The organism is Streptomyces sp. NPDC088116 (genome assembly GCF_044741745.1).
Lineage (GTDB): Bacteria > Actinomycetota > Actinomycetes > Streptomycetales > Streptomycetaceae > Streptomyces.
This window is the reverse complement of the sequence record NZ_JBIUTF010000001.1, coordinates 1,351,643-1,378,322: the sequence shown is the minus strand read 5'-3', so window position 1 is coordinate 1,378,322 and position 26,680 is coordinate 1,351,643. Positions and strand designations below refer to the sequence as shown.

At 69.4% G+C, this 26,680-nt stretch carries 20 protein-coding genes; 17 read left to right on the top strand and 3 right to left on the bottom strand.

Features of this window, described 5'->3' with window-relative positions; genetic code table 11:
• Positions 1-10: 10 nt before the first annotated feature.
• The 13 genes from ACIOJD_RS06130 to nuoN all read left to right on the top strand — a co-directional run bounded on the left by ACIOJD_RS06130 (position 11) and on the right by nuoN (position 16,015).
• Positions 11-565 carry a NuoB/complex I 20 kDa subunit family protein gene (locus ACIOJD_RS06130; RefSeq protein WP_401876577.1) on the top strand — a complete coding sequence of 185 codons (555 nt, stop codon included), beginning with the start codon at positions 11-13 and terminating at the stop codon, positions 563-565.
• A complete protein-coding gene (locus tag ACIOJD_RS06125) occupies positions 562-1,347 on the top strand; it encodes an NADH-quinone oxidoreductase subunit C (protein ID WP_401908621.1) in 786 nt (261 codons plus the stop codon). The genes ACIOJD_RS06130 and ACIOJD_RS06125 overlap by 4 nt, the downstream gene beginning before the upstream one ends.
• Entirely contained in the window at positions 1,347-2,681 is a 1,335-nt protein-coding gene (locus ACIOJD_RS06120; protein WP_401908620.1) for an NADH-quinone oxidoreductase subunit D, read from the top strand. Before ACIOJD_RS06125 ends, ACIOJD_RS06120 begins: the two co-directional genes overlap by 1 nt.
• 32 nt (positions 2,682-2,713) lie before the next feature.
• On the top strand, positions 2,714-3,610 hold the full coding sequence (nuoE, locus tag ACIOJD_RS06115; protein ID WP_401909048.1) for an NADH-quinone oxidoreductase subunit NuoE: 897 nt from the start codon (positions 2,714-2,716) through the stop codon (positions 3,608-3,610).
• Positions 3,610-4,971, top strand: coding sequence for an NADH-quinone oxidoreductase subunit NuoF (gene nuoF, locus ACIOJD_RS06110; RefSeq protein WP_401908618.1), 1,362 nt, complete (start codon positions 3,610-3,612; stop codon positions 4,969-4,971). The genes nuoE and nuoF overlap by 1 nt, the downstream gene beginning before the upstream one ends.
• Positions 4,968-7,478 (top strand): NADH-quinone oxidoreductase subunit G, encoded by a 2,511-nt coding sequence (locus ACIOJD_RS06105; protein WP_401908616.1) that lies wholly within the window; start codon positions 4,968-4,970, stop codon positions 7,476-7,478. Before nuoF ends, ACIOJD_RS06105 begins: the two co-directional genes overlap by 4 nt.
• A complete protein-coding gene (gene nuoH / locus ACIOJD_RS06100) occupies positions 7,475-8,875 on the top strand; it encodes an NADH-quinone oxidoreductase subunit NuoH (RefSeq protein WP_401908614.1) in 1,401 nt (466 codons plus the stop codon). Before ACIOJD_RS06105 ends, nuoH begins: the two co-directional genes overlap by 4 nt.
• A gap of 100 nt (positions 8,876-8,975) precedes the next feature.
• Entirely contained in the window at positions 8,976-9,581 is a 606-nt protein-coding gene (gene nuoI / locus ACIOJD_RS06095; protein WP_401908612.1) for an NADH-quinone oxidoreductase subunit NuoI, read from the top strand.
• Positions 9,578-10,540: an NADH-quinone oxidoreductase subunit J gene (locus ACIOJD_RS06090; RefSeq protein ID WP_401908611.1), complete on the top strand. Its 963-nt coding sequence runs from the start codon at positions 9,578-9,580 to the stop codon at positions 10,538-10,540. Before nuoI ends, ACIOJD_RS06090 begins: the two co-directional genes overlap by 4 nt.
• Positions 10,537-10,836: an NADH-quinone oxidoreductase subunit NuoK gene (gene nuoK, locus ACIOJD_RS06085; protein WP_040024225.1), complete on the top strand. Its 300-nt coding sequence runs from the start codon at positions 10,537-10,539 to the stop codon at positions 10,834-10,836. The genes ACIOJD_RS06090 and nuoK overlap by 4 nt, the downstream gene beginning before the upstream one ends.
• Before the next feature lie 14 nt (positions 10,837-10,850).
• Positions 10,851-12,746, top strand: a complete 1,896-nt coding sequence (gene nuoL / locus ACIOJD_RS06080) for an NADH-quinone oxidoreductase subunit L (protein ID WP_401908609.1) — start codon at positions 10,851-10,853, stop codon at positions 12,744-12,746.
• Between the two features lie 6 nt (positions 12,747-12,752).
• Complete coding sequence (locus tag ACIOJD_RS06075; RefSeq protein WP_401908607.1) at positions 12,753-14,357, top strand: NADH-quinone oxidoreductase subunit M; 1,605 nt, start codon at positions 12,753-12,755, stop codon at positions 14,355-14,357.
• Complete coding sequence (gene nuoN / locus ACIOJD_RS06070; RefSeq protein ID WP_401908605.1) at positions 14,354-16,015, top strand: NADH-quinone oxidoreductase subunit NuoN; 1,662 nt, start codon at positions 14,354-14,356, stop codon at positions 16,013-16,015. Before ACIOJD_RS06075 ends, nuoN begins: the two co-directional genes overlap by 4 nt.
• Before the next feature lie 139 nt (positions 16,016-16,154).
• On the opposite strand, the gene fahA is transcribed toward nuoN, so the two are convergent.
• The 3 genes from fahA to ACIOJD_RS06055 all read right to left on the bottom strand — a co-directional run bounded on the left by fahA (position 16,155) and on the right by ACIOJD_RS06055 (position 21,633).
• Positions 16,155-17,378 (bottom strand): fumarylacetoacetase, encoded by a 1,224-nt coding sequence (gene fahA, locus ACIOJD_RS06065; RefSeq protein WP_401908604.1) that lies wholly within the window; start codon positions 17,376-17,378, stop codon positions 16,155-16,157.
• A gap of 344 nt (positions 17,379-17,722) precedes the next feature.
• Complete coding sequence (locus tag ACIOJD_RS06060; protein WP_401908602.1) at positions 17,723-19,825, bottom strand: CocE/NonD family hydrolase; 2,103 nt, start codon at positions 19,823-19,825, stop codon at positions 17,723-17,725.
• Positions 19,826-20,127: 302 nt separating this feature from the next.
• Positions 20,128-21,633: a peptide MFS transporter gene (locus tag ACIOJD_RS06055; protein WP_401908600.1), complete on the bottom strand. Its 1,506-nt coding sequence runs from the start codon at positions 21,631-21,633 to the stop codon at positions 20,128-20,130.
• Positions 21,634-21,788: 155 nt separating this feature from the next.
• On the opposite strand from ACIOJD_RS06055, the gene ACIOJD_RS06050 reads away from it, so the two are divergent.
• The 4 genes from ACIOJD_RS06050 to ACIOJD_RS06035 all read left to right on the top strand — a co-directional run bounded on the left by ACIOJD_RS06050 (position 21,789) and on the right by ACIOJD_RS06035 (position 26,645).
• Positions 21,789-22,799 carry a polyprenyl synthetase family protein gene (locus ACIOJD_RS06050; RefSeq protein ID WP_401908598.1) on the top strand — a complete coding sequence of 337 codons (1,011 nt, stop codon included), beginning with the start codon at positions 21,789-21,791 and terminating at the stop codon, positions 22,797-22,799.
• A gap of 336 nt (positions 22,800-23,135) precedes the next feature.
• Entirely contained in the window at positions 23,136-24,419 is a 1,284-nt protein-coding gene (locus tag ACIOJD_RS06045) for an outer membrane lipoprotein carrier protein LolA (RefSeq protein ID WP_401908597.1), read from the top strand.
• A gap of 215 nt (positions 24,420-24,634) precedes the next feature.
• On the top strand, positions 24,635-25,681 hold the full coding sequence (locus ACIOJD_RS06040; protein ID WP_401909045.1) for an ABC transporter ATP-binding protein: 1,047 nt from the start codon (positions 24,635-24,637) through the stop codon (positions 25,679-25,681).
• Positions 25,668-26,645: an ABC transporter permease gene (locus ACIOJD_RS06035; protein ID WP_401908595.1), complete on the top strand. Its 978-nt coding sequence runs from the start codon at positions 25,668-25,670 to the stop codon at positions 26,643-26,645. Before ACIOJD_RS06040 ends, ACIOJD_RS06035 begins: the two co-directional genes overlap by 14 nt.
• The last annotated feature ends 35 nt before the right edge of the window (positions 26,646-26,680 follow it).

Sequence of the window (26,680 nt, the reverse complement as noted above, 5' to 3'; positions counted from 1 at the left end):
GGGGCCACCAATGGGACTCGAAGAGAAGCTGCCGAGCGGTTTCCTGCTGACCACGGTCGAACAGGCCTCGGGCTGGGTGCGGAAGTCATCCGTCTTCCCCGCGACCTTCGGCCTCGCGTGCTGCGCCATCGAGATGATGACGACCGGTGCCGGACGGTACGACCTGGCGCGGTTCGGCATGGAGGTCTTCCGCGGTTCGCCGCGCCAGGCCGATCTGATGATCGTGGCCGGACGGGTGAGCCAGAAGATGGCGCCCGTCCTGAGGCAGGTCTATGACCAGATGCCGAACCCCAAGTGGGTGATCTCCATGGGGGTTTGCGCATCATCGGGCGGAATGTTCAACAATTACGCGATTGTTCAGGGTGTTGACCATGTCGTCCCTGTGGACATCTATTTGCCCGGCTGCCCGCCGCGCCCCGAGATGCTGATGGACGCCATTCTCAAGCTCCACCAGAAGATCCAGGGCTCCAAGCTCGGGGTCAACGCGGAGGAGGCGGCCCGCGAGGCGGAGGAAGCGGCCCTCAAGGCGCTCCCGACGATCGAGATGAAGGGGCTGCTGAGGTGAGCGAGAAGAACGGCACGAGCGGCCGGAACGGCAAGAGTGATCCGAGCGGCCGGAGCGACGCGAGCGGCGAGCAGGTCGCGGCGGGCAACGTTCCCTCCTCCCGCGACGACTCCGCCGAGCCCATCCGCGTACAGAAGGGCATGTTCGGCGCCCGCAACGGCGGCGACACCACCGGCTACGGCGGTCTCGTACGGACCGTGTCCTTCCCCGGTGCCTCGGTCCGGCCGTACGGCGGACCCGGCGGCGTCTTCGACGAGGTCGCCGACGAACTCGAAGGGGCGCTGGAGGAGCAGGGGCTGGTCCCCGAGAACGCCATCGAGAAGACGGTCGTCGACCGCGACGAGCTCACCTTCCACATCGCGCGCGAGCATCTCGTCCAGGTCGCGCGCACCCTGCGCGACGACCCGGCGCTGCGCTTCGAGCTCTGTACGGGGGTATCGGGCGTCCATTTCCTCGGCGACAAGGGCCGCGAGCTGCACGCCGTCTACCACCTGCGCTCGCTCACCCACGGCCGGCTGATCCGCCTGGAGGTCTCCGCCCCGGACGCCGACCCGCATGTGCCGTCCCTGGTCGAGGTCTATCCGACCAACGACTGGCACGAGCGCGAGACATACGACTTCTTCGGCCTGATCTTCGACGGCCACCCCGCCCTCACCCGGATCATGATGCCGGACGACTGGCAGGGCTTCCCGCAGCGCAAGGACTACCCGCTCGGCGGCATCCCCGTCGAGTACAAGGGCGCCCAGATCCCGGCTCCGGACCAGCGGAGGTCGTACAACTGATGAGCACGCCACACGCGTCCACGCACGCTTCCGCCCGCGAGACCACCGAGGGCACCGTATATACGGTCACCGGCGGCGACTGGGACGAGGTCGTCCAGTCGGCGGCCAAGGCCGACGACGAGCGGATCGTCGTCAACATGGGTCCCCAGCACCCCTCCACCCATGGGGTGCTCCGGCTGATCCTGGAGATCGAGGGCGAGACCGTCACCGAGGCCCGCTGCGGCATCGGCTATCTGCACACCGGTATCGAGAAGAACCTCGAATTCCGCAACTGGACGCAGGGCACCACCTTCGTCACGCGCATGGATTACCTGACGTCGTTCTTCAACGAGACGGCGTACTGCCTGGGCGTGGAGAAGCTGCTCGGCATCGAGGACGACATCCCGGACCGGGCCACCGCCATCCGCGTCCTGCTGATGGAGCTGAACCGGCTCTCCTCGCACCTGGTCTGTATCGCCACCGGCGGTATGGAGCTGGGCGCGACGACGATCATGATCTACGGCTTCCGTGACCGTGAACTGATTCTCGACGCCTACGAGTTGATCACCGGGCTGCGGATGAACCACGCGTTCGTCCGGCCCGGCGGACTGGCCCAGGACCTGCCCCCGGGCGCCGTCGACCATCTGCGCGAGCTGCTGAGGACACTGCGGAAGAACCTGCCGGAGTACGACAAGCTCGCCACCGGCAACCCCATCTTCAAGGCGCGCATGGAGGACGTCGGCTATCTCGATCTGGCCGGCTGCATGGCGCTGGGCGCCACCGGACCGATCCTGCGCTCCGCCGGGCTCCCGCACGATCTGCGCAAGAGCGATCCGTACTGCGGTTACGAGACCTACGAGTTCGACGTCCCGACCGCCGACACCTGTGACGCGTACGGCCGTTTCCTCATCCGGCTGGAGGAGATGCGCCAGTCGCTGCGGATCGTCGAGCAGTGCCTGGACCGGCTGGAGCCGGGGCCGGTGATGGTCGCCGACAAGAAGATCGCCTGGCCCGCGCAGCTCGCGCTCGGCCCGGACGGCCTGGGCAACTCGCTCGACCACATCAAGAACATCATGGGCACGTCCATGGAGGCTCTGATCCATCACTTCAAGCTGGTGACGGAGGGCTTCCGGGTCCCGGCCGGTCAGGCGTACGCGGCCGTGGAGTCGCCCAAGGGCGAACTCGGCGCGCATGTCGTCTCCGACGGCGGCACGCGTCCCTACCGGGTCCACTTCCGTGACCCGTCCTTCACCAACCTTCAGTCCATGGCGGCGATGTGCGAGGGCGGCCAGGTCGCCGACGTCATCGTCGCCGTCGCGTCCATCGACCCCGTGATGGGAGGCGTCGACCGGTGACAGCCACACCCAATTCCGAGGTCAGCCTGGGCATGCCCCAACTGCCCGCCCCGGCCTACCCGGCCGAGGTGCGCGCCAGGCTGGAGACCGACGCGAAGGAGATCATCGCGCGCTATCCGGGCTCCCGGTCCGCGCTGCTCCCGCTGCTGCACCTCGTCCAGGCGGAAGAGGGCTTCGTCTCCCGTACGGGCATGGCCTTCTGCGCCGAACTGCTCGAACTGACCACCGCCGAGGTCACCGCCGTGGCGACCTTCTACTCGATGTACCGGCGCGGTCCCGGTGGTGAGTACCAGGTCGGGGTCTGCACCAACACGCTCTGCGCGGTGATGGGCGGCGACGCCATCTTCGACGCGCTGAAGGAGCACCTGGGCGTCGGCAACAACGAGACGACCGAGGACGGCAAGGTCACCCTCGAACACATCGAGTGCAACGCGGCCTGCGACTTCGCGCCCGTGGTGATGGTCAACTGGGAGTTCTTCGACAACCAGACGCCGCAGAGCGCCAAGCGGCTCGTCGACGACCTGCGTGACGGGCTTTCCGTGGAGCCGACGCGGGGCGCGCCCCTGTGCACGTACAAGGAGACGGCGCGCATCCTCGCCGGCTTCCCCGACGAGCGCCCCGGCGCCGTCGAGGCCACGGGCGGTGCCGGGCCCGCGTCGCTGATCGGTCTGCGGCTGGCGAAGGGCGAGAACCCACGGCGCCGCGTGGTGCGCCCGCGCGACGCGGAACCCCGTGACGCCGGAGCCCGTGATGCCGGAGCCCGTGACACCGGACCCCGTGACGCGGAACCGCAGCCGGGTTCCGAGCACCTCAGCTCGCACGACGCACCGCAACGGACGTCGGCCTCCGACCCGGCCCACCCGGCCGGTCCAGGCCATCCGGCCGACCCGGACCACACGACCGGGCCGGCCGCCGAGGAGGGGGAGTGATGACCATGGCCGCAGAGCTGGACGAGAACGGGACCAGCCCCGAGAAGATCCTCGCGCCCGTCCTGTCCGCCTTCTGGGACCAGCCGGAGTCCTGGACACTGGACACGTACAAGCGGCACGAGGGGTACGAGGGGCTGAAGAAGGCCCTCGCCATGCAGCCCGACGACCTCATCGCGTACGTCAAGGACGCGGGCCTGCGCGGCCGGGGCGGCGCGGGATTCCCCACCGGAATGAAGTGGCAGTTCATTCCGCAGGGTGACGGCAAGCCGCATTATCTCGTCGTCAACGCGGACGAGTCGGAGCCCGGAACCTGCAAGGACATCCCCCTTCTCTTCGCCAATCCGCACTCCCTCATCGAGGGAATCGTGATCGCCTGTTACGCGATCCGCTCGCGCCACGCCTTCATCTATCTGCGCGGCGAGGTCGTCCCCGTACTGCGCAGGCTGCACGAGGCGGTGCGCGAGGCCTACGCGGCGGGCTATCTCGGCAAGAACATTCTCGGCAGCGGACTCGATCTCGACGTCGTCGTGCACGCGGGGGCGGGCGCGTACATCTGCGGCGAGGAGACCGCACTGCTGGACTCCCTGGAGGGGCGTCGCGGACAGCCCCGGCTGCGTCCTCCCTTCCCGGCGGTGGCGGGCCTCTATGCCTGCCCCACTGTGGTGAACAACGTCGAGTCCATCGCGTCCGTTCCCGCGATCCTCAATCGCGGCAAGGACTGGTTCAAGTCGATGGGCAGCGAGAAGTCCCCGGGCTTCACGCTCTACTCGCTCAGCGGCCATGTCACCAGCCCCGGCCAGTACGAGGCTCCGCTCGGCATCACCCTGCGTCAGCTGCTCGACATGAGCGGCGGCATGCGGGCCGGTCACCGGCTCAAGTTCTGGACGCCGGGCGGCTCTTCGACCCCGATGTTCACCGACGAACACCTCGATGTCCCGCTGGACTACGAGGGCGTGGGCGCCGCCGGCTCGATGCTCGGCACGAAGGCGCTCCAGTGCTTCGACGAGACGACCTGTGTCGTACGGGCCGTCACCCGCTGGACCGAGTTCTACGCCCACGAGTCCTGTGGCAAGTGCACGCCATGCCGTGAAGGTACGTACTGGCTGGTGCAGTTGCTGCGCGACATCGAGGCGGGCAAGGGCCGGATGTCCGACCTCGACAAGCTGAACGACATCGCCGACAACATCAACGGCAAGTCGTTCTGCGCGCTCGGCGACGGAGCCGCGTCCCCGATCTTCTCCTCGCTCACGTACTTCCGCGAGGAGTACGAGCAGCACATCACCGGCAAGGGCTGCCCCTTCGACCCCGCGAAGTCCACCGCGTGGGCAGACCAGAACCCGCACCTGGAGGTGAACGCATGACAGTCACCACCTCTGCCCCCTCCGGCGGCGGCGAGGCGGCGGTCCCGCCCGAAGACCTCGTCTCGCTGACGATCGACGGCATCGAGATCTCCGTCCCCAAGGGGACCCTGGTGATCCGCGCCGCCGAGCTGCTCGGCATCGAGATCCCGCGCTTCTGCGACCATCCGCTCCTCGACCCGGCCGGCGCCTGCCGCCAGTGCATCGTCGAGGTCGAGGGCCAGCGCAAGCCGATGGCCTCCTGCACGATCACCTGCACCGACGGCATGGTCGTCAAGTCGCAGCTGACCTCGCAGGTCGCGGAGAAGGCCCAGCGCGGGGTGATGGAGCTGCTGCTCATCAACCACCCGCTGGACTGTCCGGTCTGCGACAAGGGCGGTGAATGCCCGCTCCAGAACCAGGCGATGCAGGTCGGCGACCCGGACACCCGCTTCGAGGGCAAGAAGCGTACGTTCGAGAAACCCGTCCCGATCTCCACCCAGGTGCTGCTCGACCGCGAGCGGTGCGTGCTGTGCGCGCGGTGCACCCGCTTCTCCAACCAGATCGCGGGCGACCCGATGATCGAGCTGATCGAGCGGGGCGCGCTCCAGCAGGTCGGCACCGGCGAGGGCGACCCGTTCGAGTCGTACTTCTCCGGTAACACCATCCAGATCTGCCCGGTCGGCGCGCTGACCTCGGCGGCGTACCGCTTCCGCTCCCGCCCCTTCGACCTGGTGTCGTCCCCCTCGGTGTGCGAGCACTGCGCGGGCGGGTGCGCGACCCGTACCGACCACCGGCGCGGCAAGGTCATGCGGCGGATGGCGGCGGACGACCCCGAGGTCAACGAGGAGTGGATCTGCGACAAGGGGAGGTTCGGCTTCCGCTACGCCCAGCGGCCCGACCGGCTCACGACGCCGCTGGTACGGAACGAGGACGGCGTCCTCGAACCGGCGAGCTGGCCCGAGGCGCTGGAGGCCGCGGCACGCGGTCTGGGCGTGGCGCGCGGCCGGGCGGGGGTGCTGGCCGGCGGCCGGCTGACCGTCGAGGACGCCTACGCGTACGCCAAGTTCGCCCGCGTCGCCCTCGGCACGAACGACATCGACTTCCGCGCGCGCGTGCACAGCGGCGAGGAGGCCGACTTCCTGGCCGCCCACATCGCGGGCCGGGGGCGGGACCTGGACGGTACGGGCATCACGTACAGCACGCTGGAGAAGGCACCGGCGGTGCTGCTCGCGGGATTCGAGTCCGAGGAGGAGGCGCCCGGCGTCTTCCTGAGGATGCGCAAGGCGCACCGCAAGCACGGACAGCGCGCCTTCTCGGTCGCCACGTACGCCACCCGGGGGCTGGAGAAGGCCGGGGGCACGCTGCTGCCGGCCGCGCCCGGTACGGAGACCGAGTGGCTGGACGCTCTGGCGTCCGGCAAGGGGCTGGAAGGGGACGGGGCCAAGGCCGCCGAGGCGCTGCGCGCGCCGGGCGCCGTGATCGTCGTCGGTGAGCGGCTGGCCGCCGTACCGGGCGCTCTGACGGCGGCGGCGCGGGCCGCCACCGCGACCGGCGCCCGGCTGGTGTGGATCCCGAGGCGGGCCGGCGAGCGCGGCGCGGTCGAGGCCGGCGCGCTCCCGTCGCTGCTGCCCGGCGGCCGCCCCGCCACCGATCCGCGGGCCCGCGAGGAGACCGCGACGATCTGGGGCGTACGCGAACTGCCGCACCAGTACGGCCGCGACACCGGCCAGATCATCACGGGCGCCGCCACCGGCGCGCTGGGCGCGCTGGTCGTCGCGGGCGTCGAGATCGCGGACCTGCCGGACCCGGCGGGCACGCGGGCGGCGCTGGAGGCGGTCGGTTTCCTCGTCTCGCTGGAGCTGCGGCCGAGCGAGGTCACCGAACGGGCGGACGTGGTCTTCCCGGTCGCGGCCGTCGCGGAGAAGTCCGGCACGTTCCTCAACTGGGAAGGCAGGGCGCGGCCGTTCGAGGCCTCGCTCAAGCCGGAGCAGATGACGCGGCAGCTCGCGCCGAGCGACGCGCGCGTCCTGCACATGCTGGCCGACGAGTTGGACGTGCACTTCGCGCTGCCGGACCTCGACGCGGCGCGGGCCGAACTGGACCGGTTCGGCGGCTGGGACGGCCCCCGTGCCACCGAGCCGCTGGAGAGCGCGCTGCCGCTGCCGAGGCCCGGCGACGGCGAGGCCGTACTCGCGGGGCACCGGCTGCTGCTCGACCAGGGCCGTCTCCAGGAGGGCGACGAGGCGCTGGCGGGTACGCGCCACGCGGCGGTCGCCCGGCTCTCCGCAGCGACGGCCGAGGAGACGGGCGTCAAGGACGGCGACGAACTGGCCGTCACCGGCCCGGCGGGCACGGTAACGCTGCCTCTTCACGTGACGCGGATGCCCGACCGGGTCGTCTGGCTGCCGCTGAACTCCACGGGCGGGGGCGTCCTCGCGGACACCGGATCCCGTCCCGGCACGCTGGTCCGTATCGGCCCGGCGGAGCCCGCCCCCGTGGCCGACGAAGCGCCGGAGGTGCGCGCATGACCGCCTTCGCCCAACTAGCGGCGGCCCCGCCGAGTGTTCTCGCAGCCGAGGACCTGTCGATGTTCGGCCGCGACCCCTGGTGGCTCGTGGTCGTCAAGGCCGTGTTCTGCTTCGCGTTCCTGATGGTGACCGTGCTCTTCTCCATCGTGTGGGAGCGCAAGGTCGTCGCCTGGATGCAGCTGCGCATCGGCCCCAACCGGCACGGCCCCTGGGGCATGCTCCAGTCGCTGGCCGACGGCATCAAGCTGATGCTGAAGGAAGACGTGATCGTCAAGCGCGCGGACAAGGTGGTCTACGTCCTCGCGCCGGTCATCGCCGCGATTCCGGCCTTCATGGCGATCGCCGTGATCCCGTTCGGCCCGGCAGGCAACGAGGTCTCGATCTTCGGACAGCGCACCACGATGCAGCTGACCGACCTGCCGATCGCGATGCTCTACATCCTCGCGGTCGCCTCGGTGGGGATCTACGGCATCGTCCTGGCCGGCTGGTCCTCTGGGTCCACGTATCCGCTGCTCGGCGGGTTGCGTTCGTGCGCGCAGATGATCTCGTACGAGATCGCCATGGGCGCCGCGTTCGCCTCCGTGTTCCTCTACTCCGGATCGATGTCGACCTCGGCGATCGTCGAGGCGCAGGCGGACCGCTGGTACATCATCCTGCTGCCGGTCTCCTTCATCATCTACATCGTCACGATGGTGGGCGAGACCAACCGCGCCCCCTTCGACATGCCGGAGTCCGAGGGCGACCTCGTCGGCGGCTTCAACACCGAGTACTCCTCCATCAAGTTCGCGATGTTCATGCTCGCCGAGTACGTCAACATGGTCACCGTCTCGGCCGTCGCGACCACGCTCTTCCTCGGCGGCTGGCGCGCTCCGTGGCCCATCTCCACCTTCTGGGAGGGCGCGAACCACGGCTGGTGGCCGATGCTCTGGTTCGTCGTCAAGGTCCAGTTGCTGCTCTTCTTCTTCATCTGGCTGCGCGGCACGCTGCCGCGGGTGCGCTACGACCAGTTGATGAAGCTCGGCTGGAAGGTCCTGATCCCGGTCTCGCTGCTCTGGCTGATGCTCGTCGCGACCGTACGGGCGCTGCGCAACGAGAACTACGCGTTCCAGTCGATCGTGCTGTACGTCGCCGGGGCCGTCATCGCGCTGCTGTTGCTCTCCTTCGTCGCGGACATCTTCCGCGACAAGCAGGAGAGGGCCGCGGCCGAGAGCGAGCCCGAGCCGCCGGCCTTCGACCCCATGGCGGGCGGGTTCCCCGTACCGCCGCTGCCCGGACAGACGTTGCCGCCGGTGCCGCGCAGGCGGTCGCGCCGTGAGCGCGAACTGATTGTCAGTGGTGGGGGCAATACTGTGAGTGACGGTACCGAGAGTGACGGAAAGGAGGCTGACGGTGTCTGACTCTTCGCGGGACGACATGCAGGGAAACACGCACGGAGACGTGCAGGGAAACACGCACGGAGAAGCGCAGGGAAACACGCACGGAGACGTCCAGGGAGACATGCACGGAGAAGCGCACGGGGACATCCCCCGTCCTCCCCGGAATCCGGTCGCCGGCTTCGGCGTGACCTTCAAGGCCATGTTCAAGAAGCGGCTGACCGAGCAGTATCCGGAGCAGCCGAAGGTGACGGCGCCGCGCTTCCACGGCCGCCATCAGCTGAACCGGCATCCGGACGGCCTGGAGAAGTGCATCGGCTGCGAGTTGTGCGCCTGGGCGTGCCCGGCGGACGCGATCTATGTCGAGGGCGCGGACAACACGGAGGAGGAGCGCTACTCCCCGGGTGAGCGGTACGGCCGCGTCTACCAGATCAACTACGCGCGGTGCATCCTGTGCGGCCTGTGCATCGAGGCCTGCCCGACCCGGGCGCTCACGATGACCAATGACTTCGAGCTGGCCGACAGTTCTCGCGAGAGCCTCATCTATACGAAGGAGCAGCTCCTCGCGGGACTCGAGGAAGGCATGGTCGAGTCGCCGCACTCGATCTTCCCGGGCACGGACGAGCAGGACTACTACCGGGGTCTGGTCACCGAGGCCGCTCCCGGGACGGTCCGTCAGGTCGCGGTGAGCAAGGGCGAGAAGCCGTCGGACGAGGGGGTCGGCGCATGAGCGCGCTGGCCGCCTCGGTCACTTCCGTCAGCTCCGTCACCTCTTCGGTCACTTCTTCCGTCCACGCCTCCGTCACCTCTGCCGCCTCCACCGCCGCCTCCACCACGTCGACCGGTGAGGCCGTCCAGTTCTGGATCCTCGGCACGGTCGCCGTGGTCGGCGCGCTCGCCACGATCCTGATGAAGAAGGCCGTGCACAGCGCGTTGTCCCTGGCGGCGACGATGATCATCCTGGCGGTCTTCTATCTGGCCAACGGGGCGTATTTCCTGGGCGTCGTCCAGATCATCGTCTATACCGGCGCGATCATGATGCTGTTCCTGTTCGTGGTCATGCTGGTCGGTGTCACCGCAGCGGACTCCCTCAAGGAGACGCTCAAGGGCCAGCGTTGGCTGGCCGCCGCCTGCGGGCTCGGCTTCGGTGTGCTGCTCATCGCCGGGATCGGCAATGCCTCGCTGGACACCTTCACCGGACTCGGCCAGGCAAACGCGGGCGGCAATGTCGAGGGACTGGCCGCCCTGATCTTCACCAAGTACGTCTTCGCGTTCGAGATCACCGGCGCGCTGCTGATCACCGCGACCGTCGGGGCGATGGTGCTCACGCACCGCGAGCGCACCGAACGGGCCAAGACTCAGCGGGAGATGTCCGAGGAGCGCGTCCGCAAGGGCACGCAACTGCCGCCGCTGCCCGCTCCGGGTGTCTACGCCAGGCACAACGCGGTGGACATCGCCGGCCTGCTGCCGGACGGCACCGCCTCCGAGCTGACGGTCAACAAGACGCTGAAGGGCCGTGGCCAGATCCGCGATGTGTCGAGCGAGGCCATCGCGGACCTCAAGGCCCTGGAGCAGCGGTCGACGGAGCGGCTCGGCCGCCCGGCGGGGTCCGGCCTGGACGAACGATCGGCCCGTGAGCACGGGAAACCCGGCCGTGAGAACGGGAAAGAGGAGGAGGTCAAGCGATGAACCCGGTCTACTACCTCTATCTCGCCTCCCTGCTGTTCACCATCGGCGCGGCCGGGGTGCTGATCCGGCGCAACGCGATCGTGGTCTTCATGTGCGTCGAGCTGATGCTCAACGCGTGCAACCTCGCGTTCGTCGCCTTCTCCCGGCTGCACGGCAATCTCGACGGCCAGATCATCGCCTTCTTCACGATGGTCGTCGCCGCCGCGGAGGTCGTGGTCGGGCTCGCGATCATCGTGTCGCTGTTCCGTTCCCGCCACTCGGCCTCGGTCGACGACGCCAGCCTGATGAAGCTCTGAGGGGTCGCTGAATCGTGGAGAACTTGATTGCGCTGCTTGTCGCGGCGCCTCTGCTCGGAGCCGCGGTCCTGCTGTGCGGCGGCCGTCGGCTCGACCGCTCGGGTCACTGGCTGGGCACGGTCCTGGCCGGCGCGTCCTTCGTCATCGCCGTGGTGCTCTTCGGCGACATGCTCGGCAGGAGCGGCGAGGAACGCTCCTTGCACCAGCACCTGTTCAGCTGGATCCCCGTCGAGGGCTTCCAGGCGGATGTCGCCTTCCAGCTCGACCAGCTGTCGATGACCTTCGTCCTGCTGATCAGCGGTGTGGGCACACTGATCCACATCTACTCGATCGGGTACATGGAGCACGACGAGCGGCGCCGCCGCTTCTTCGGCTATCTGAACCTGTTCCTGGCGGCGATGCTGCTGCTCGTCCTCGCCGACAACTACCTGCTGCTGTACGTGGGCTGGGAGGGCGTCGGTCTCGCCTCGTACCTGCTCATCGGGTTCTGGCAGCACAAGCCGAGCGCGGCCACGGCCGCCAAGAAGGCGTTCCTGGTCAACCGCGTCGGCGACATGGGCCTGTCGATCGCGATCATGCTGATGTTCACCACCTTCGGCACGTTCGCCTTCGGGCCGGTGCTGGGGGCCGCGGGGGACGCCACGGAGGGCAAGCTGACGGCGATCGGCCTGATGCTGCTGCTGGCCGCCTGCGGCAAGTCGGCCCAAGTGCCACTCCAGTCCTGGCTCGGTGACGCGATGGAGGGCCCGACCCCGGTCTCGGCCCTGATCCACGCGGCGACGATGGTGACCGCCGGCGTCTACCTGATCACCCGCTCCGGGGCGATCTTCAACGCGGCTCCGGACGCGCAGTTGGCGGTCGTGGTGGTCGGCGCGGTGACGCTCCTGTTCGGTGCGATCGTCGGTTGCGCGAAGGACGACATCAAGAAGGCCCTCGCGGGTTCGACGATGTCGCAGATCGGCTACATGATCCTGGCGGCCGGCCTCGGCCCGATCGGCTACGTCTTCGCGATCATGCACCTGGTGACGCACGGCTTCTTCAAGGCCGGGCTCTTCCTCGGTGCCGGATCCGTCATGCACGGCATGAACGACGAGGTCGACATGCGCAAGTACGGCGGCCTGCGGAAGTACATGCCGGTCACCTTCGTCACCTTCGGCCTCGGCTATCTGGCGATCATCGGCTTCCCGGGGCTGTCCGGCTTCTTCTCCAAGGACAAGATCATCGAGGCGGCGTTCGCCAAGGGCGGTACGGAAGGCTGGATCCTCGGCGCCGTCACCCTGCTGGGCGCGGCGATCACCGCGTTCTACATGACCCGCGTGATGCTGATGACCTTCTTCGGCGAGAAGCGCTGGCAGCCCGATGCCGAGGGACACGAGCCGCACCCGCACGAGTCCCCGAAGTCCATGACCATCCCCATGATCATTCTGGCCTTCGGCTCGGTCTTCGCCGGTGGTTTCTTCTCCATCGGCGACCGTTTCCTGCACTGGCTGGAGCCCGTCACCGGACACAGCCACGGACACGCGCCGATCAGCGCGGGCGCCGTCACCGGCGCCACCATGGTCGTCCTGGTGATCGGTGTCGCCATCGCCTGGGTGATGTACGGACGTTCACCGGTGCCGGTGACCGCCCCGCGCGGCTCGCTGCTCACCCGCGCCGCCCGCCGCGATCTCCTCCAGGACGACTTCAACCACGTGGTTCTGGTCCGGGGCGGCGAGCACCTCACCCGCTCCCTGGTGTACGTCGACCACACCATGGTCGACGGAGTGGTCAACGGCACGGCGGCGTCGTTCGGCGGGCTCTCCGGCCGGCTGCGCAAGCTGCAGAACGGCTACGCCCGCACCTATGCGGTCTCGATGTTCGGAGGTACGGCAGTGCTCATCGCCGCGACCCTGCTGATGAGGGCGGTGTAAACGGATATGTCGTTCCCCCTTCTGACGGCGACGGCGGTACTTCCCGCGGTCGGCGCCATCGTCACGGCGGCCGTCCCCGCCGCCCGGCGCACCGCCGCCAAGTGGCTGGCGCTGCTCTTCTCGCTCGCCACGCTGGTGCTGGCCGCCATCGTGCTGGTCCGCTTCGAGCCCGGCGGCGACCGCTATCAGCTCACCGAATCGCATGCCTGGATCGCGGACTTCGGGGTGCGGTACGAACTGGGCGTGGACGGCATCGGGGTGGCGCTCCTCGCGCTCACCGCGCTGCTGATCCCGTTCGTGATCCTGGCCGGCTGGCACGACGCCGACCCGCTGGAGGATGTGAACCCGAACCGCCGCTGGAGGCCGACCCAGGGCTTCTTCGCGCTGATCCTGATGGTCGAGGCGATGGTGATCCTCTCCTTCGAGGCCACCGACGTCTTCCTCTTCTACATCCTCTTCGAAGCCATGCTCATCCCGATGTACTTCCTCATCGGCGGCTTCGGCGACCGCGCCGCACCTGCTCAATTCGCCGCTACCGCGGCGGGGGGCGGGGACGAGGCGGCGGCGACCCAACGCTCGTACGCGGCCGTCAAGTTCCTCCTCTACAACCTGGTCGGCGGCCTGATCATGCTGGCCGCCGTGATCGGCCTCTATGTCGTCGCGGGCAGCTTCTCCCTCGCCGAGATCGCCGAGGCGCGGGCCAACGGCTCGCTGACGATGGCGACCGACACCGAGCGGTGGCTGTTCCTCGGCTTCTTCTTCGCGTTCGCCGTCAAGGCACCGCTCTGGCCGCTGCACACCTGGCTGCCGAACGCCATGGGTGAGGCCACCGCGCCCGTCGCCGTACTGATCACCGCGGTGGTCGACAAGGTCGGCACGTTCGCCATGCTCCGCTTCTGCCTCCAGCTCTTCCCGGAGGCGTCCAAGTGGGCCACGCCGGTGATCCTGGTGCTGGCGCTGATCAGCATCGTCTACGGGGCGCTGCTCGCGGTCGGCCAGCGCGACATCAAGCGGCTGATCGCCTACGCGTCGATCTCGCACTTCGGCTTCATCATCATGGGCATCTTCGCGATGACCAGCCAGGGCCAGTCGGGCGCCACGCTCTACATGGTCAACCACGGCATCTCCACAGCCGCGTTGATGCTGGTGGCCGGCTTCCTGATCACGCGGCGCGGCTCCCGGCTCATCGCGGACTACGGCGGGGTGCAGAAGGTCGCCCCGGTCCTCGCCGGGACGTTCCTGATCGGCGGTCTCGCCACGCTCTCGCTGCCGGGGCTCTCCCCGTTCGTGAGTGAATTCCTGGTCCTGGTCGGCACGTTCAGCAGATATCCGGTGGTCGGCATCATCGCCACCTTCGGCATCGTGCTCGCCGCGCTCTATGTCCTCGTGCTCTACCAGCGCACGATGACCGGACCGGTGAAGGCCGAGGTCAGGACCATGCCGGACCTGAAGATCCGGGAACTGGTGGTCGTCACCCCGCTGATCGCGCTGCTCCTGTTCCTGGGTGTCTACCCGAAGCCGCTGACCGAGATCGTCAACCCGGCGGTGGAGCACACGTTGTCCGACGTACAGAAGACCGATCCCAAGCCCGAGGTGGAGGCCGCTCCGTGAGTGCGACAGCTGTCCACAGCCTGTGGACAACGGCGGCGGCCGAGTCTGCCAACGCGATCGACAAGATCCCGGCCCCGAACATCGAATACGCGCAGCTGGCACCCGTACTGATCGTGGTGGGCGCCGCCGTCCTGGGCATCCTGGCCGAGGCGTTCGTCCCCCGTAAGGGGCGGTACCACACCCAGCTCTTCCTCTCCGTCGTCGCCCTGGCCGCCGCCTTCGCGGCAGTGGTCGCTCTCGCGGCCGGCGGATACGGGACGACCAAGAAGCACATCGCCGCCATGGGTGCCATCGCCATGGACGGCCCGACGCTCTTCCTCCAGGGCACGATCCTGCTGGCCTCGATCGTCGCCGTGTTCACCTTCGCCGAGCGCCGGCTCGACCCGGAGGCCCACGGCAACCGCGTCGACTCCTTCGTCGCGCAGGCCGCGTCGGTGCCGGGCAGCGACAGCGAGAAGGCCGCGGTCAAGGCCGGGTTCACCACCACCGAGGTGTTCCCGCTGGCCCTGTTCGCCGTCGCGGGCATGCTGGTCTTCCCGGCTGCCAACGACCTGCTGACGCTCTTCATCGCGCTCGAGGTCTTCTCGCTCCCGCTCTACCTCCTGTGCGCCCTCGCCCGCCGCAAGCGGCTGCTCTCGCAGGAGGCCGCGGTCAAGTACTTCCTGCTGGGCGCCTTCTCGTCGGCGTTCCTGCTCTTCGGGATCGCCCTGCTGTACGGGTACGCGGGCTCCGTCTCGTACGCGCGCATCGCCGAGGTCGTCGACGGCACCGTGCAGAACGTCGATCCGGCCCTCGCCGGCACCATGGGCAACGACGCCCTGCTCCTGATCGGTGGCGCGCTGCTCATCATGGGCCTGCTCTTCAAGGTCGGCGCGGTGCCGTTCCACATGTGGACCCCGGACGTCTACCAGGGCGCCCCCACCCCGGTCACCGGCTTCATGGCGGCGGCGACCAAGGTGGCGGCCTTCGGCGCGCTGCTGCGGCTGCTGTACGTCGTCCTGCCGGGCCTGCGCTGGGACTGGCGGCCGGTGATGTGGGCCGTCGTCATCATCACCATGCTGGGCGGCGCGATCGTCGCCATCACCCAGACCGACATCAAACGGCTCCTGGCGTACTCGTCCATCGCGCACGCGGGCTTCATCCTGGCCGGTGTGATCGCGGCGACGCCCGACGGGATCTCGTCGGTCCTCTTCTATCTGGCGGCGTACTCGTTCGTGACGATCGGCGCCTTCGCGGTCGTCACCCTCGTACGCGACGCGGGCGGCGAGGCGACGCACCTGTCCAAGTGGGCAGGTCTGGGAAGGCGTTCGCCGCTGGTGGCCGCGGTCTTCGCGGTCTTCCTGCTCGCCTTCGCCGGCATCCCGCTGACCTCAGGCTTCTCCGGGAAGTTCGCGGTGTTCAAGGCGGCGGCGGAGAGCGGCGCCGGGGCCCTGGTCGTCGTCGGTGTGATCGCCTCGGCGATCGCGGCGTTCTTCTACATCCGGGTCATCGTGCTGATGTTCTTCAGCGAACCGAAGGCCGACGGCCCGACGGTGGCGGTCCCGTCGGCCCTGACGACGACGGCGATCGCGGTGGGTGTCGTCGTCACCCTGGTCCTGGGCGTGGCCCCGCAGTACTTCCTGGACCTCGCGGGCCAAGCGGGGGGCTTTGTGCGATAGCCCGCGTCCGGCGCGGAGTTTCCGTACGTCGTCGGTTCCCGCAGTCATGTCAGGGCCCGGCACCTCACCGAGGTGCCGGGCCCTGACGCGCCCGGTTCGTACTCATGTCCTGCGATCGGTATATGCATCCGGTCCGCGCTCAGCCGGATGTGACCCGTCCCGTGACCTCGCCCAGGCCGACCCTCGTGCCGTCGGGGCCCGGGGCCCAGGCCGTGATCGTCACTACGTCGTCGTCCTCCAGGAACGTCCGCTTGCCTGCTGGCAGTTCGAGGGGCTCGGTGCCGTTCCAGGTGAGTTCGAGGAGGGAGCCGCGCTCCTCGCGCCGGGCGCCGCTGACCGTGCCGGACGCGAAGAGGTCTCCCGTACGCAGAGAGGCGCCGTTGACCGTCATGTGGGCCAGTTGCTGGGCCGCCGTCCAGTACATGGTGGAGAAGGGCGGCTCGGAGATCACCTGGCCGTTGAGGGACACGGAGATCCGCAGGTCGAAACCGCCCGGCTCCTCGTCGTCCGCGTCGTCCAGATAGGGGAGAAGTCCGGCGGTACGGGCCGGGGGCGCCACCCGGGCCGCGTCCAGGGCTTCCAGCGGGGTCACCCAGGCGGAGACCGACGTGGCGAAGGACTTCCCGAGGAACGGGCCGAGCGGAACGTACTCCCAGGCCTGGATGTCCCGCGCCGACCAGTCGTTCAGGAGCGAGAGCCCGAAGACATGGTCGCGGAAGGACGCCAGTTCGACCGGTGCGCCCTGCCGGGAGGGCGCACCGACGACGAAGCCGACCTCCGCCTCGATGTCCAGCTTGACGGACGGGCCGAAGACGGGCGCGGGGTCGGACGGCGCCTTGCGCTGGCCCGCCGGGCGTGTCACGTCCGTACCGGAGACGACGACCGTGCCGGCCCGGCCGTGGTAACCGATCGGCAGGTGCTTCCAGTTGGGGGTCAGCGCGTCACCGTCGGGGCGGAAGATCCGGCCCACGTTGGTGGCGTGGTGCTCGCTCGCGTAGAAGTCGGCATAGTCCGCGACGTCGTACGGCAGATGCAGGGTGACCGAGCCGAGCGGGTGGAGCAGCGGCTCGATGTCCGCGCGGTGCGCGGGGACGGTGACCCACGCGGTGAGGGCCCGGCGCACATCGCGCCAGGCCGTACGCCCGGCCGCCATCAGCGGGTTGAGGCTCGGCTGTGCCAGCAGGGCCGCGTACGGGGAGCCCAGGGTGTGCGCCGCCGCTCCCGCGTCGAGCACCTGGTCGCCGATACGGACCCCGAGCCGGCGGCGGTCGGGCTCGGCGGAGGTCGAGAAGACTCCGTACGGCAGGTTGTGCGGGCCGAAGGGATCGCCCTCGGCCGGTTCGAGCGGGCTCTGCTCGGGCATTGGTGCTGCCTCGCTTTCCGGATCGATGCAGGACACGTTACGTCGGTGTTGCCCCGCGACGGCAGTGGCGAAAAGCCCGCCTTGACCGAAAAAGCGCCGGGTGTGCCGGTGGAGATGCCGGGTGGGTCGGGGCCGTACCGGCGGTAGCCCCCTGACGGCGTCGCTGGGGCCACGGCCGGGGCCCGCGGTCCCGCGTGACGTCAGGCCGCCGCGGAGGCGCAGCAGCGCCCGTGAAGGCCCTTCTTGAGGCAGCTGCCGCCGTCGGGCCCCGGCGTATTCGCGTGGCCCGACGGCAGGTCTCGTGCCGACACCGGCAGCCCGATGTGCCGCCCGCTCGGCCGCCGTCAGCCCGCCGTGCGCGGAATGCGCTTCTCCCAGGTCCGGTGGAAGACGACTTCCTCGCCGTCGTGGCAGATCACCTCGTTGGTGGTGAAGAAGGAGTCCGCGTCGCAGCTGATCTCGGAACGCGTCTCGATCCGGGCGTCCCAGGCCAGTTCGGGCCGGTGCAGCCGGATCGTCCAGTCCGAGCGGGTGCGCGCCGACAGCGGGTCGCTCTCCTGGATCGTGTACGTCTCCAGCGCGTCCTCGGTGAATTCGAGCCCGTCCGGGTAGACGCGGGTGCCGCCGTAACGCGGGTCCACCTCCAGCCGCCAGGTGCCCTGCGCCACGTCCCGGATCACCACCCGCTCGGGGCGCGGTTCGTCCAGGGTGGCCGGGAACACCACGCCCATCGGCTCGGACTGTTCCGGCGGCTCGAACGAGATCGGGCGGTCCGTGTCGTCGTCGGCCGTACGGACGGGCAGTTCGAGCGAACTGCCCGCCGGGTCCAGGGTGAAGCCCGCCGAGTCCCCTTGCGGCCAGACCCACGGCCAGTACGCGGAGGAGACCGCGACCCGGATGCGGTGGCCGGGCGGGAAGGTGTGCCCGATGCCGTTCAGCTCGAAGGTGACGTCCTCGGTGGTGCCCTCGGGCCACGGGTCGTTGAGGTCGCGGCCGTTCCTGGCGGAGAGATTGAGGACGCCACGCGTGACCAGAGTGGACGAGCCGTCCGGCGCGACATCGCACAGCCGGGCGATGGCCTGACCGGCGGGTACGTCCATACGCAGCCGGAGCCGCACCCGGGGGCGGCCGAGGATCTCGATCGGACCGTCGGCGTGGCCGGCGCCGCCCTCACCGGCCATGGCGCCCGTCACGCCACCGGTGACGCCACCGGTGACGCCGCCGGCGACCTCACCGGCGACACCGCTCGTGACCGGGAAGTCGAAGCAGGCCGACTTCGCGTCCTCGTCCCGCTGGTCCGGCGGCAGGTCCGCGTCGTTGCCGAACGGGAAGTAGCGGCCCGCGTCCAGCCCTGTGTGATGCGGCGAGTCGACCAGTACCGGCTCGCCCCGGAAGGCGTACGGGACGGTCGTGATGTTCGGGGAGGGCCACGCCGTGTCGCCGACCCAGCGGCCCGGCAACTCGGGATAGACCGTCGCGGGCGGGTGCGAGGCGCTGATCCAGGAACGCAGCAGCGGCTCGTCCATCACATCCGTGTCCGCGCCCTTGAGATGATGATCCCACCAGCGCAGCGTCTCCTGGAGGAAGCCGATCGCGGGTCCCGGCGGAAGCCCCCGGTCCGGATACTGGTGCGACCAGGGCCCGATCAGCCCCCGTACCTTCCCCGGGTCCAGGTGCTCGACCAGCCGCAGCACGGTGTCGCGGTACGGGTCGTGCCAGCCGCCCACCGCCAGGACCGCCGCCTGGATCGCGCCGTAGTCCTCGCAGACGCTGCCGTGCTTCCAATAGGCGTCGCGGGTCTGGTGGTCGAGCCAGGTGTGGATGAAGGGGTCGACGGATTCCAGGCGCTTCAGCCACATCTCGCGCCAGTCCTCACCGGCGAACACCGGGTCCGGTGGCCGCGAGACGAAGGCCAGCATCGTCGCGGCCCAGGCGTGCATGTCGACGGCGAGCACCGAGCCGCCGGTGTAGTGGACGTCGTTGTCGTAACGGTCGTCGGCCGAGCAGACGGTGACGATCGCCTTGAGGGGCTCGGGCGCCAGGGCCGCGAGCTGGAGCGAGTTGAAGCCGCCCCAGGAGATGCCGAACATGCCGACCTTGCCCGTGCACCAGGGCTGCTCCGCAAGCCAGTTGATCACCGCGACCCCGTCGGCCAGCTCGGTCGCGTCGTACTCGTCGCCCGGCAGTCCTTCGCTGTTGCCGTGGCCGCGTACGTCGACGCGTACGGAGGCGTAGCCGTGGCCCGCGTACCAGGGGTGACGCTGCCAGTCACGCGGCGCGGTCCAGTCGCTCAGCCGGTACGGCAGATATTCGAGCAGGGCTGGTACGGGCTCGTCCGTGACGGGGCGCCAGATCCGCGCGTAGAGGTGGGCGCCGTCGGGCAGCGGGATGCGTACGTCCTCGTGGGTCGTTTCGTACGGGAACGCGGTGCGGATGGTGGGGGGCATGCCGGTCACCTCTGGGGGATGGGACGGGGGATGGGAAGGGGACGGAACTCGGGGGTGGGACTCGGGGGCGAGTCGGGGGTGGTACAGGGAGAAGTCGGGGGCGGTGCATGGGGAAGCCGGGAAAGGCGGGGGAAAACTCTCAATGCCTGGGGCTGTTCGTCGGGACCCCGGTTCATGGAATCGGGACCGCGCTTCATGGAAGGGGAAGGATGACGGATGACGGAGGGAGCCGGCTGGCAGGGAGGGCTGGGGACCGCCAGTGGTGTGCGAGTTGGGGGAATGCATTCGGTGACGGCACGCCGTCAGTGGACGGGGTGCATCGTGCGGCGCAGCCAGGGCGCCGCGGCGATCACGGCCAGACCGGCCACGATCGCGATGGCGCCGTTCACGCCGAAGTAGGCGGGCCCCGAGACCTGTCCGTACAGTTTCACGGTCTGTGCCTGGATGCCGTTGGCGAGGGCCAGGGAGAGGAACCACAGCGCCATGGTCTGGCCGGCGAAGGCCTTCGGCGCGAGTTTGCTGCTGGCGGACAGCCCGGAGGTCTCCACCAGGATGTCGCCGAGGCCGAGCAGCAGATACGAGCCGACGATCCACCAGGCGGCCATCTTGTAGTCGTTACCGCTGTGTCCGGACGTCGGCAGCACCATCAGCAGGAAGGAGAGCCCGCCGAGGACCACCCCGACCGCGATCTTGTTGGAGGCGTGCGGCTGGCGCGTGCCCATCCGGACCCAGAGCGCGGCGACGACCGGCGCGAGCGCCACCTCGAAGGCGCCGAGCGCGGAGGCGTACCAACTGGCCGGGAAGCCGAAACCGAGGATCGACGTACGGGCGTTGGCCGACGCCAGCAGGATCATCGTCGAATACGACTGGAAAAGGATGAAGTTGAAGACGACGGACGCCAGGAACAGCACCACGTACGGGCGTAGCCGGCCACGTTCCTCCGCGGTTACGCGGGGGCTGCGGAACATCACCACGAAGTAGACGACCGGCGCGATCACCGAGATCACGGTCAGCGCGTCGACGAAGCTGCCCAGGGTGAGCAGGCCGGCCGACGACAGCGCGAGCGCCACGGCGGCGACGGCGACCGTGCCCACGACGGCCATCCGGAGGGCCCGGCGCATCGGTTCCGGCGCGAGCGCGAACTCCGCGGCGTGTTCGCGCCCGGCGAGGTGACGGCGTCCGGCCACGTACTGGACGAGCCCCAGGGTCATCCCGACCGCGGCGGCCGAGAACCCCCAGTGCCAGCTCACATGCTCACCGACCCAGCCGGTGACCAGCGGCCCCAGGAAGGCACCGATGTTGATGGCCATGTAGTAGAGGGCGAATCCGGCGTCCCTGCGTTCGTCGTCGGTGCGGTAGAGCTTGCCGACCATGGCGGCGACATTGGGCTTGAGCAGCCCCGTACCGAAGCTGATCAGGCCGAGGCCGGCCCAGGTCATCGCGGCCGTGGGGATGATCATGGCGTAGTGCCCGGCGGCGATGAGGACGCCGCCCCAGAGCACCGCGCGGTACGAGCCGAGGATGCGGTCGGCGAGCCAGCCGCCGGCCACGGAGACCAGATAGACCAGGGTCCCGTACGCGGCGGCGACCGAGGCGGCCGTGTTGTCCGCCATCCCCAGGCCGCCCTCGTGGGCGGTCGCGACGAAATACAGGACGAGGATGGCCTGCATCCCGAGGAACGAGAAGCGCTCCCAGACCTCCAGGCCCGAGAGGGTCAGCAGCCCTTTGGGGTGACCGAGGAAGGCGTGATCGTCGCCGGGTGGCGGTTGCCCCGCGTTGGTTTGGGGTTCGATCGTTGTTCCGGACAAAAGAGCTACTCCTGGTCGTATGGCTGAACCCGAACATACCGGTGGCCCCGGGAAGCCGCCCATGGTGATCGAAAGGGGACCGGATAGGCTGACTTGAGTGGTGACAGCGACACATCGACAATCCGTGTGATCGTCAGCAGACAGGAGTACCCCTCGTGACCGTCGTCGGGCCGTTCGGGCTGAGCGTGCGGGACCAGGCTCTTGAGGCCGATGTCCAGACCGGATTGGCAGCCGTCGAGGCGGGACTGCTCGAGGCCACAAAAAGCGACGTGCCCTTCATCACAGAGGCCGCCCAGCACTTGGTGCAGGCCGGGGGCAAGCGGTTCAGGCCGCTGCTGGCGATGCTCGCGGCGCAGTTCGGCGATCCGCACGCGCCGGGAATCGTCCCGTGTGCCGTGGTCGTCGAACTCACCCATCTCGCGACGCTGTACCACGATGATGTGATGGACGAGGCGGACGTCCGCCGGGGCGTGGCCAGCGCCAATGCCCGCTGGGGCAACTCGGTGGCCGTCCTCACGGGTGATTTTCTCTTCGCCCGCGCCTCGCAGGTCCTGGCCGACCTGGGGCCCGAGGCGGTCCGTGTTCAGGCGGAGGCATTCGAACGCCTGGTCACGGGTCAGATCCTGGAGACGGCGGGACCTCGCGACGGACAGGATCCGGTCGATCACTACCTCGAAGTCGTCGGCGGCAAGACAGGCTCGCTGATCGCGGTCTCCGGCCGCTTCGGCGCGATGATGTCCGGCGCGGACGAGTCGGTCGTCGACATTCTCACCCAGTACGGGGAGCGGCTCGGCGTTGCCTTCCAGCTCGCCGACGACGTCCTCGACATCGCCAGCGACTCGCACGAGTCGGGCAAGACGCCCGGCACGGATCTGCGCGAGGGCGTCCCCACGCTGCCGGTGCTGCTGCTGCGTGCTCAGGCCGAGACACACGGGCGCCGGAGCGACCTGGAGCTGGTCGAGCTGCTGGACGGCGACCTGGCGGACGACGCGCGCCACGCGGAGGCACTGCGTCTGCTGCGCGCGCACCCGGCGTTGGAGCAGGCGCGTCGTGACACGGTGCGGTACGCGGAGTCGGCGCGGGAGACGTTGTCGCCGCTGCCCGAGTGTTACGCGAAGTCGGCGCTGGTGGAGCTGTGCGACGCGGTGGTGCACCGCGCGGGCTGAGCCGACGCGGTGGTGCACCGCGCGGGCCGAGCCGGTGGTCGAACGCGGGGCGTGCGGCGGCTGAGTGCGGTCGTCGCCGTTCCCTGCCATGTCCGCGCCAGGCCCTTGCCGTTCCTCCCGTCACGCCCCTGCCGCGTCCCTGACGAACGACGGGGTTTTCTCATCGGTATGTCATCCCAGGGCAGTACAGAAAATTGCTCCCGGAGTCTGACGCTTGTGTGCGGCCGATTTGGTCAGATGGATAACACCACTCCTCACCACTTCGGGTGAGAACGGCGGCGTGGGGTGGACGAGCGCAACGGACGGAAGGCCGCCGACCACGGAGGTAGGGCACACATGGCACCGAATGACAGCACACAGATCGCCGACGAGAACAGGGGTCCCGGAGCGGCCCGCCGCAAGGCGGCGCGCTACGCGCTCCCGGTCGCGGTGGCGGGGGTGGCTGCGGCGACCATCGGGCTCGTCCCGGCACTCGCCGCGTCAGGCGACCCCGAACTGCCGAAGATCAGTGCGCAGCAGCTCATCGAGAAGATCGCGGCCTCGGACACCGAGCAGCTCTCCGGCTCGGTGAAGATCACCACGGATCTGGGTCTCCCGCTCGACGGCCTGAACGGCGCTGCGGACGCCTTCGTTCCCAAGGGAGGCGAAGGCGGGAAGGACTCCTCCGCCGCGCCGGGCGACAAGCTGATGGAGCTCAGCTCCGGCACGCACACACTGCGGGTCGCGGCGGACGGCCCCGACAAGCAGCGGGTGTCGATCAAGGAGAACGCCGCCGAGTACAGCCTGATTCACAACGGCGACGAGATCTGGGCGTATGACAGCGCCTCCAACCAGGCGTACCACGAGACGTCTCCGAAGGGCGCCGCCAAGGACGGCAAGGGCGCGCCTTTCCCCAAGGGGCAGGCGCCGTCCGTCACGCCGCAGGAGTTCGCCCAGCAGGCGCTGAAGGCTGCGGGCGACACCACCTCGGTGAGTGTGGACGGTACGTCGCGGGTCGCAGGGCGTGACGCGTACCAGCTGCTCATCAAGCCCAAGCAGGCCGGTTCGACGGTCGGTTCGATCAAGGTCGCGGTCGACGCGGAGACCGGCACCCCGCTCAAGTTCACGCTGACTCCGAGCAGCGGCGGCAAGGCCATCGTCGATGTCGGCTTCACCAAGGTCGACTTCGCCAAGCCGGCCGCCTCCACGTTCGACTTCACGCCGCCCAAGGGCGCGAAGGTGACGCGGGGCGAGGACGCGGTGAAGGGCGGGAGCGACAAGCACGATGCCCGGGAGGAGCGGAAGTCCCCGACGATCCCGTCGGTGCCCGGTGGGGCGGCGGCGTTCGGTGACGGTGATCTGAAGGTCATTGGCAAGGGCTGGAACGCGATCTACGAGCTGAAGGCCCCGGGCGGCGCGGGTGCGCCCACGTCGTCGAAGCCGAAGTCCGGCGAAGAGGGCATGCCCGCGGAAGCGCAGGGGCTGATCGATTCGCTGGGTGACAAGGTCAGCGGGAAGTTCGGTTCGGGGACGGTCTTCCAGACCCGCCTCGTCAACGCCCTGATGACGGACGACGGCAAGGTCTACGTCGGCGCGGTGACGAAGGACGCGCTGGTCAAGGCCGCCGACCAGGCGAAGTAACGCAGGAACCGCCCGCCCCGCCGCACGGTCCGTGCGGCGGGGCGGAACGCTGACCGGGGCCGGTCCGTTCTCGGAGAGGCAGCCAGGGAACTGGACCGGGGGATGCCGCCGGGGGCGGACGGAGGAGCGCGATGAGCGAGACGATCCGTGACGGGACCGACCTGATCGACAAGGCCCGCGGGGCCGACACGATCGATGAGGCCCACGGGCCCGGCATGATCGACGGGGCGCACGAGACGGCCGTGATCAGGACACGCGGGCTCACCAAGCGCTACCGCGGCGGGCAGGCGGCCGTCGACCGCCTCGATCTGACCGTGCCCGCCGGCAGTGTCTTCGGCTTCCTCGGCCCCAACGGCTCGGGCAAGACCACCACCATCCGGATGCTGATGGGCCTGATCGAGCCGACCGCGGGCTCGGCCACACTCCTCGGCCGCCCCGTGCCGCGTGCGGCCCGAGCCGTTCTGCCGCAGGTGGGCGCCCTGATCGAAGGGCCCGCGCTGTACGGATACTTGTCCGGCCGGGACAATCTCGTACGGTACGACTCGGCCGACCCGACGGCCGACCCCCGGACCCGCCGTGTGCGCGTGGCCGGGGCCCTGGAGCGGGTCGGGCTGACCGCTGCGGCGGGCAGGAAGGCGAGGGTGTACTCCCTCGGCATGAAGCAGCGGCTCGGACTCGCGGCCGCGCTGCTGCGACCGCGCCGCCTGCTGGTGCTGGACGAGCCGACGAACGGACTCGACCCGCAGGGCATGCGCGAGATCCGGACCCTGGTGCGGGAGTTGGCGGCGGACGGCACGACCGTCTTTCTCTCCTCGCACCTCCTCGACGAGATCGAGCAGGTGTGTACGCATGCCGCCGTGATGGCCCAGGGGCGGCTCCTGGTCCAGGGCGCGGTCGCCGATCTGGCGGCCGGGACCCGGGACAGACTCGCCGTCACCACCCCTGATCCGGGCGAGGCCGCCCGGGTGCTGACCGAGCTAGGGGTGACCGATCTGGTCGTGGCGGACGACCGGGTGAGCGGCGAACTGCCCGCGGGCGAGGGCCGGATCGAGGGCGGCGGTGGCCTGAGCGCAGGCCGGGGCGAGGGCTCGGGGGACCCCGCGGGCTCTGTGGGCCCGACGGGCCCGCTGGTGGACCCGGCGGACCTGAATGCCGCGCTCGTACGGGCCGGTGTGCGGGTTCGGGCCTTCGGCGTCGAGCGCGCCTCGCTGGAGGACGCCTTCGTCGCGTTGACCGGGGAGGGCTTCGATGTCGCGGGGTGAGGTGAAGGCCGGGGCCGCCGCCGATGTGGCGGGGACGACCAAGGCGGAGGGCGAGGCCGAGGTGGCGAACGAGGCCGAGGCGCCGGAGACGGCGGGTACGTCACCGGATCACGCACCCGAGCCCCGGGAGCGGCGGCTGTGGTGGACGCTCGGGCTCTTCCGCTCCGAGGTGACCACCACCTTCCGGCGCTGGCGCACGCTCGCCCTGCTGGGGGTGCTCGCCGCCGTGCCGGTCCTCATCGGTATCGCCGTGAAGATCGAGACGAACGACGGCGGCGGGTCCGGTGGTGCAGGCCCCGCCTTCGTCACCCAGATCACCAACAACGGACTGTTCCTCGTCTTCGCCGCGCTCGCCGCGACGCTTCCCGTCTTCCTGCCCATGGCAGTTGGCGTCATAGCGGGTGACGCGATCGCGGGAGAGGCCAACGACGGCACGCTGCGCTATCTGCTGGTCGCACCGGCCGGACGTACGCGGCTGCTGCTCGCCAAGTACGCTTCCACACTGACGTTCTGCCTGGTCGCGGCGTTGGTCGTGGCGGCCATGGCGCTCGCGGTCGGCGTGCTGCTCTTCCCGCTCGGTGAGATCACCACGATCTCGGGCACCCGTATCTCCTTCGGGGAGGGCCTGGTTCGGGCCCTGCTGACAGCGGTGATCGTCGCCGCCTCACTGACAGGACTGGCGGCACTCGGCCTCTTCGTCTCGACGTTGACCAACAGCGGGATCGCGGCGATGGCCGCGACGGTCGGACTGCTGATCACGGTGCAGATCCTGGACACGATCCCGCAGCTGCACGCGATACAGCCGTACCTCTTCCCGCACTACTGGCTCTCGTTCGCGGATCTGATGCGTGAGCCGGTCTACTGGGACGAGGTGGTCAAGAACCTGGGCTTGCAGGGGCTGTACGTGGCGGTGTTCGGCTCGGCGGCCTGGGCCCGCTTCACGACGAAGGACATCACGGCCTGAAGCCGGGGCGCGAGGTCACGTCCTCCCCGCACATG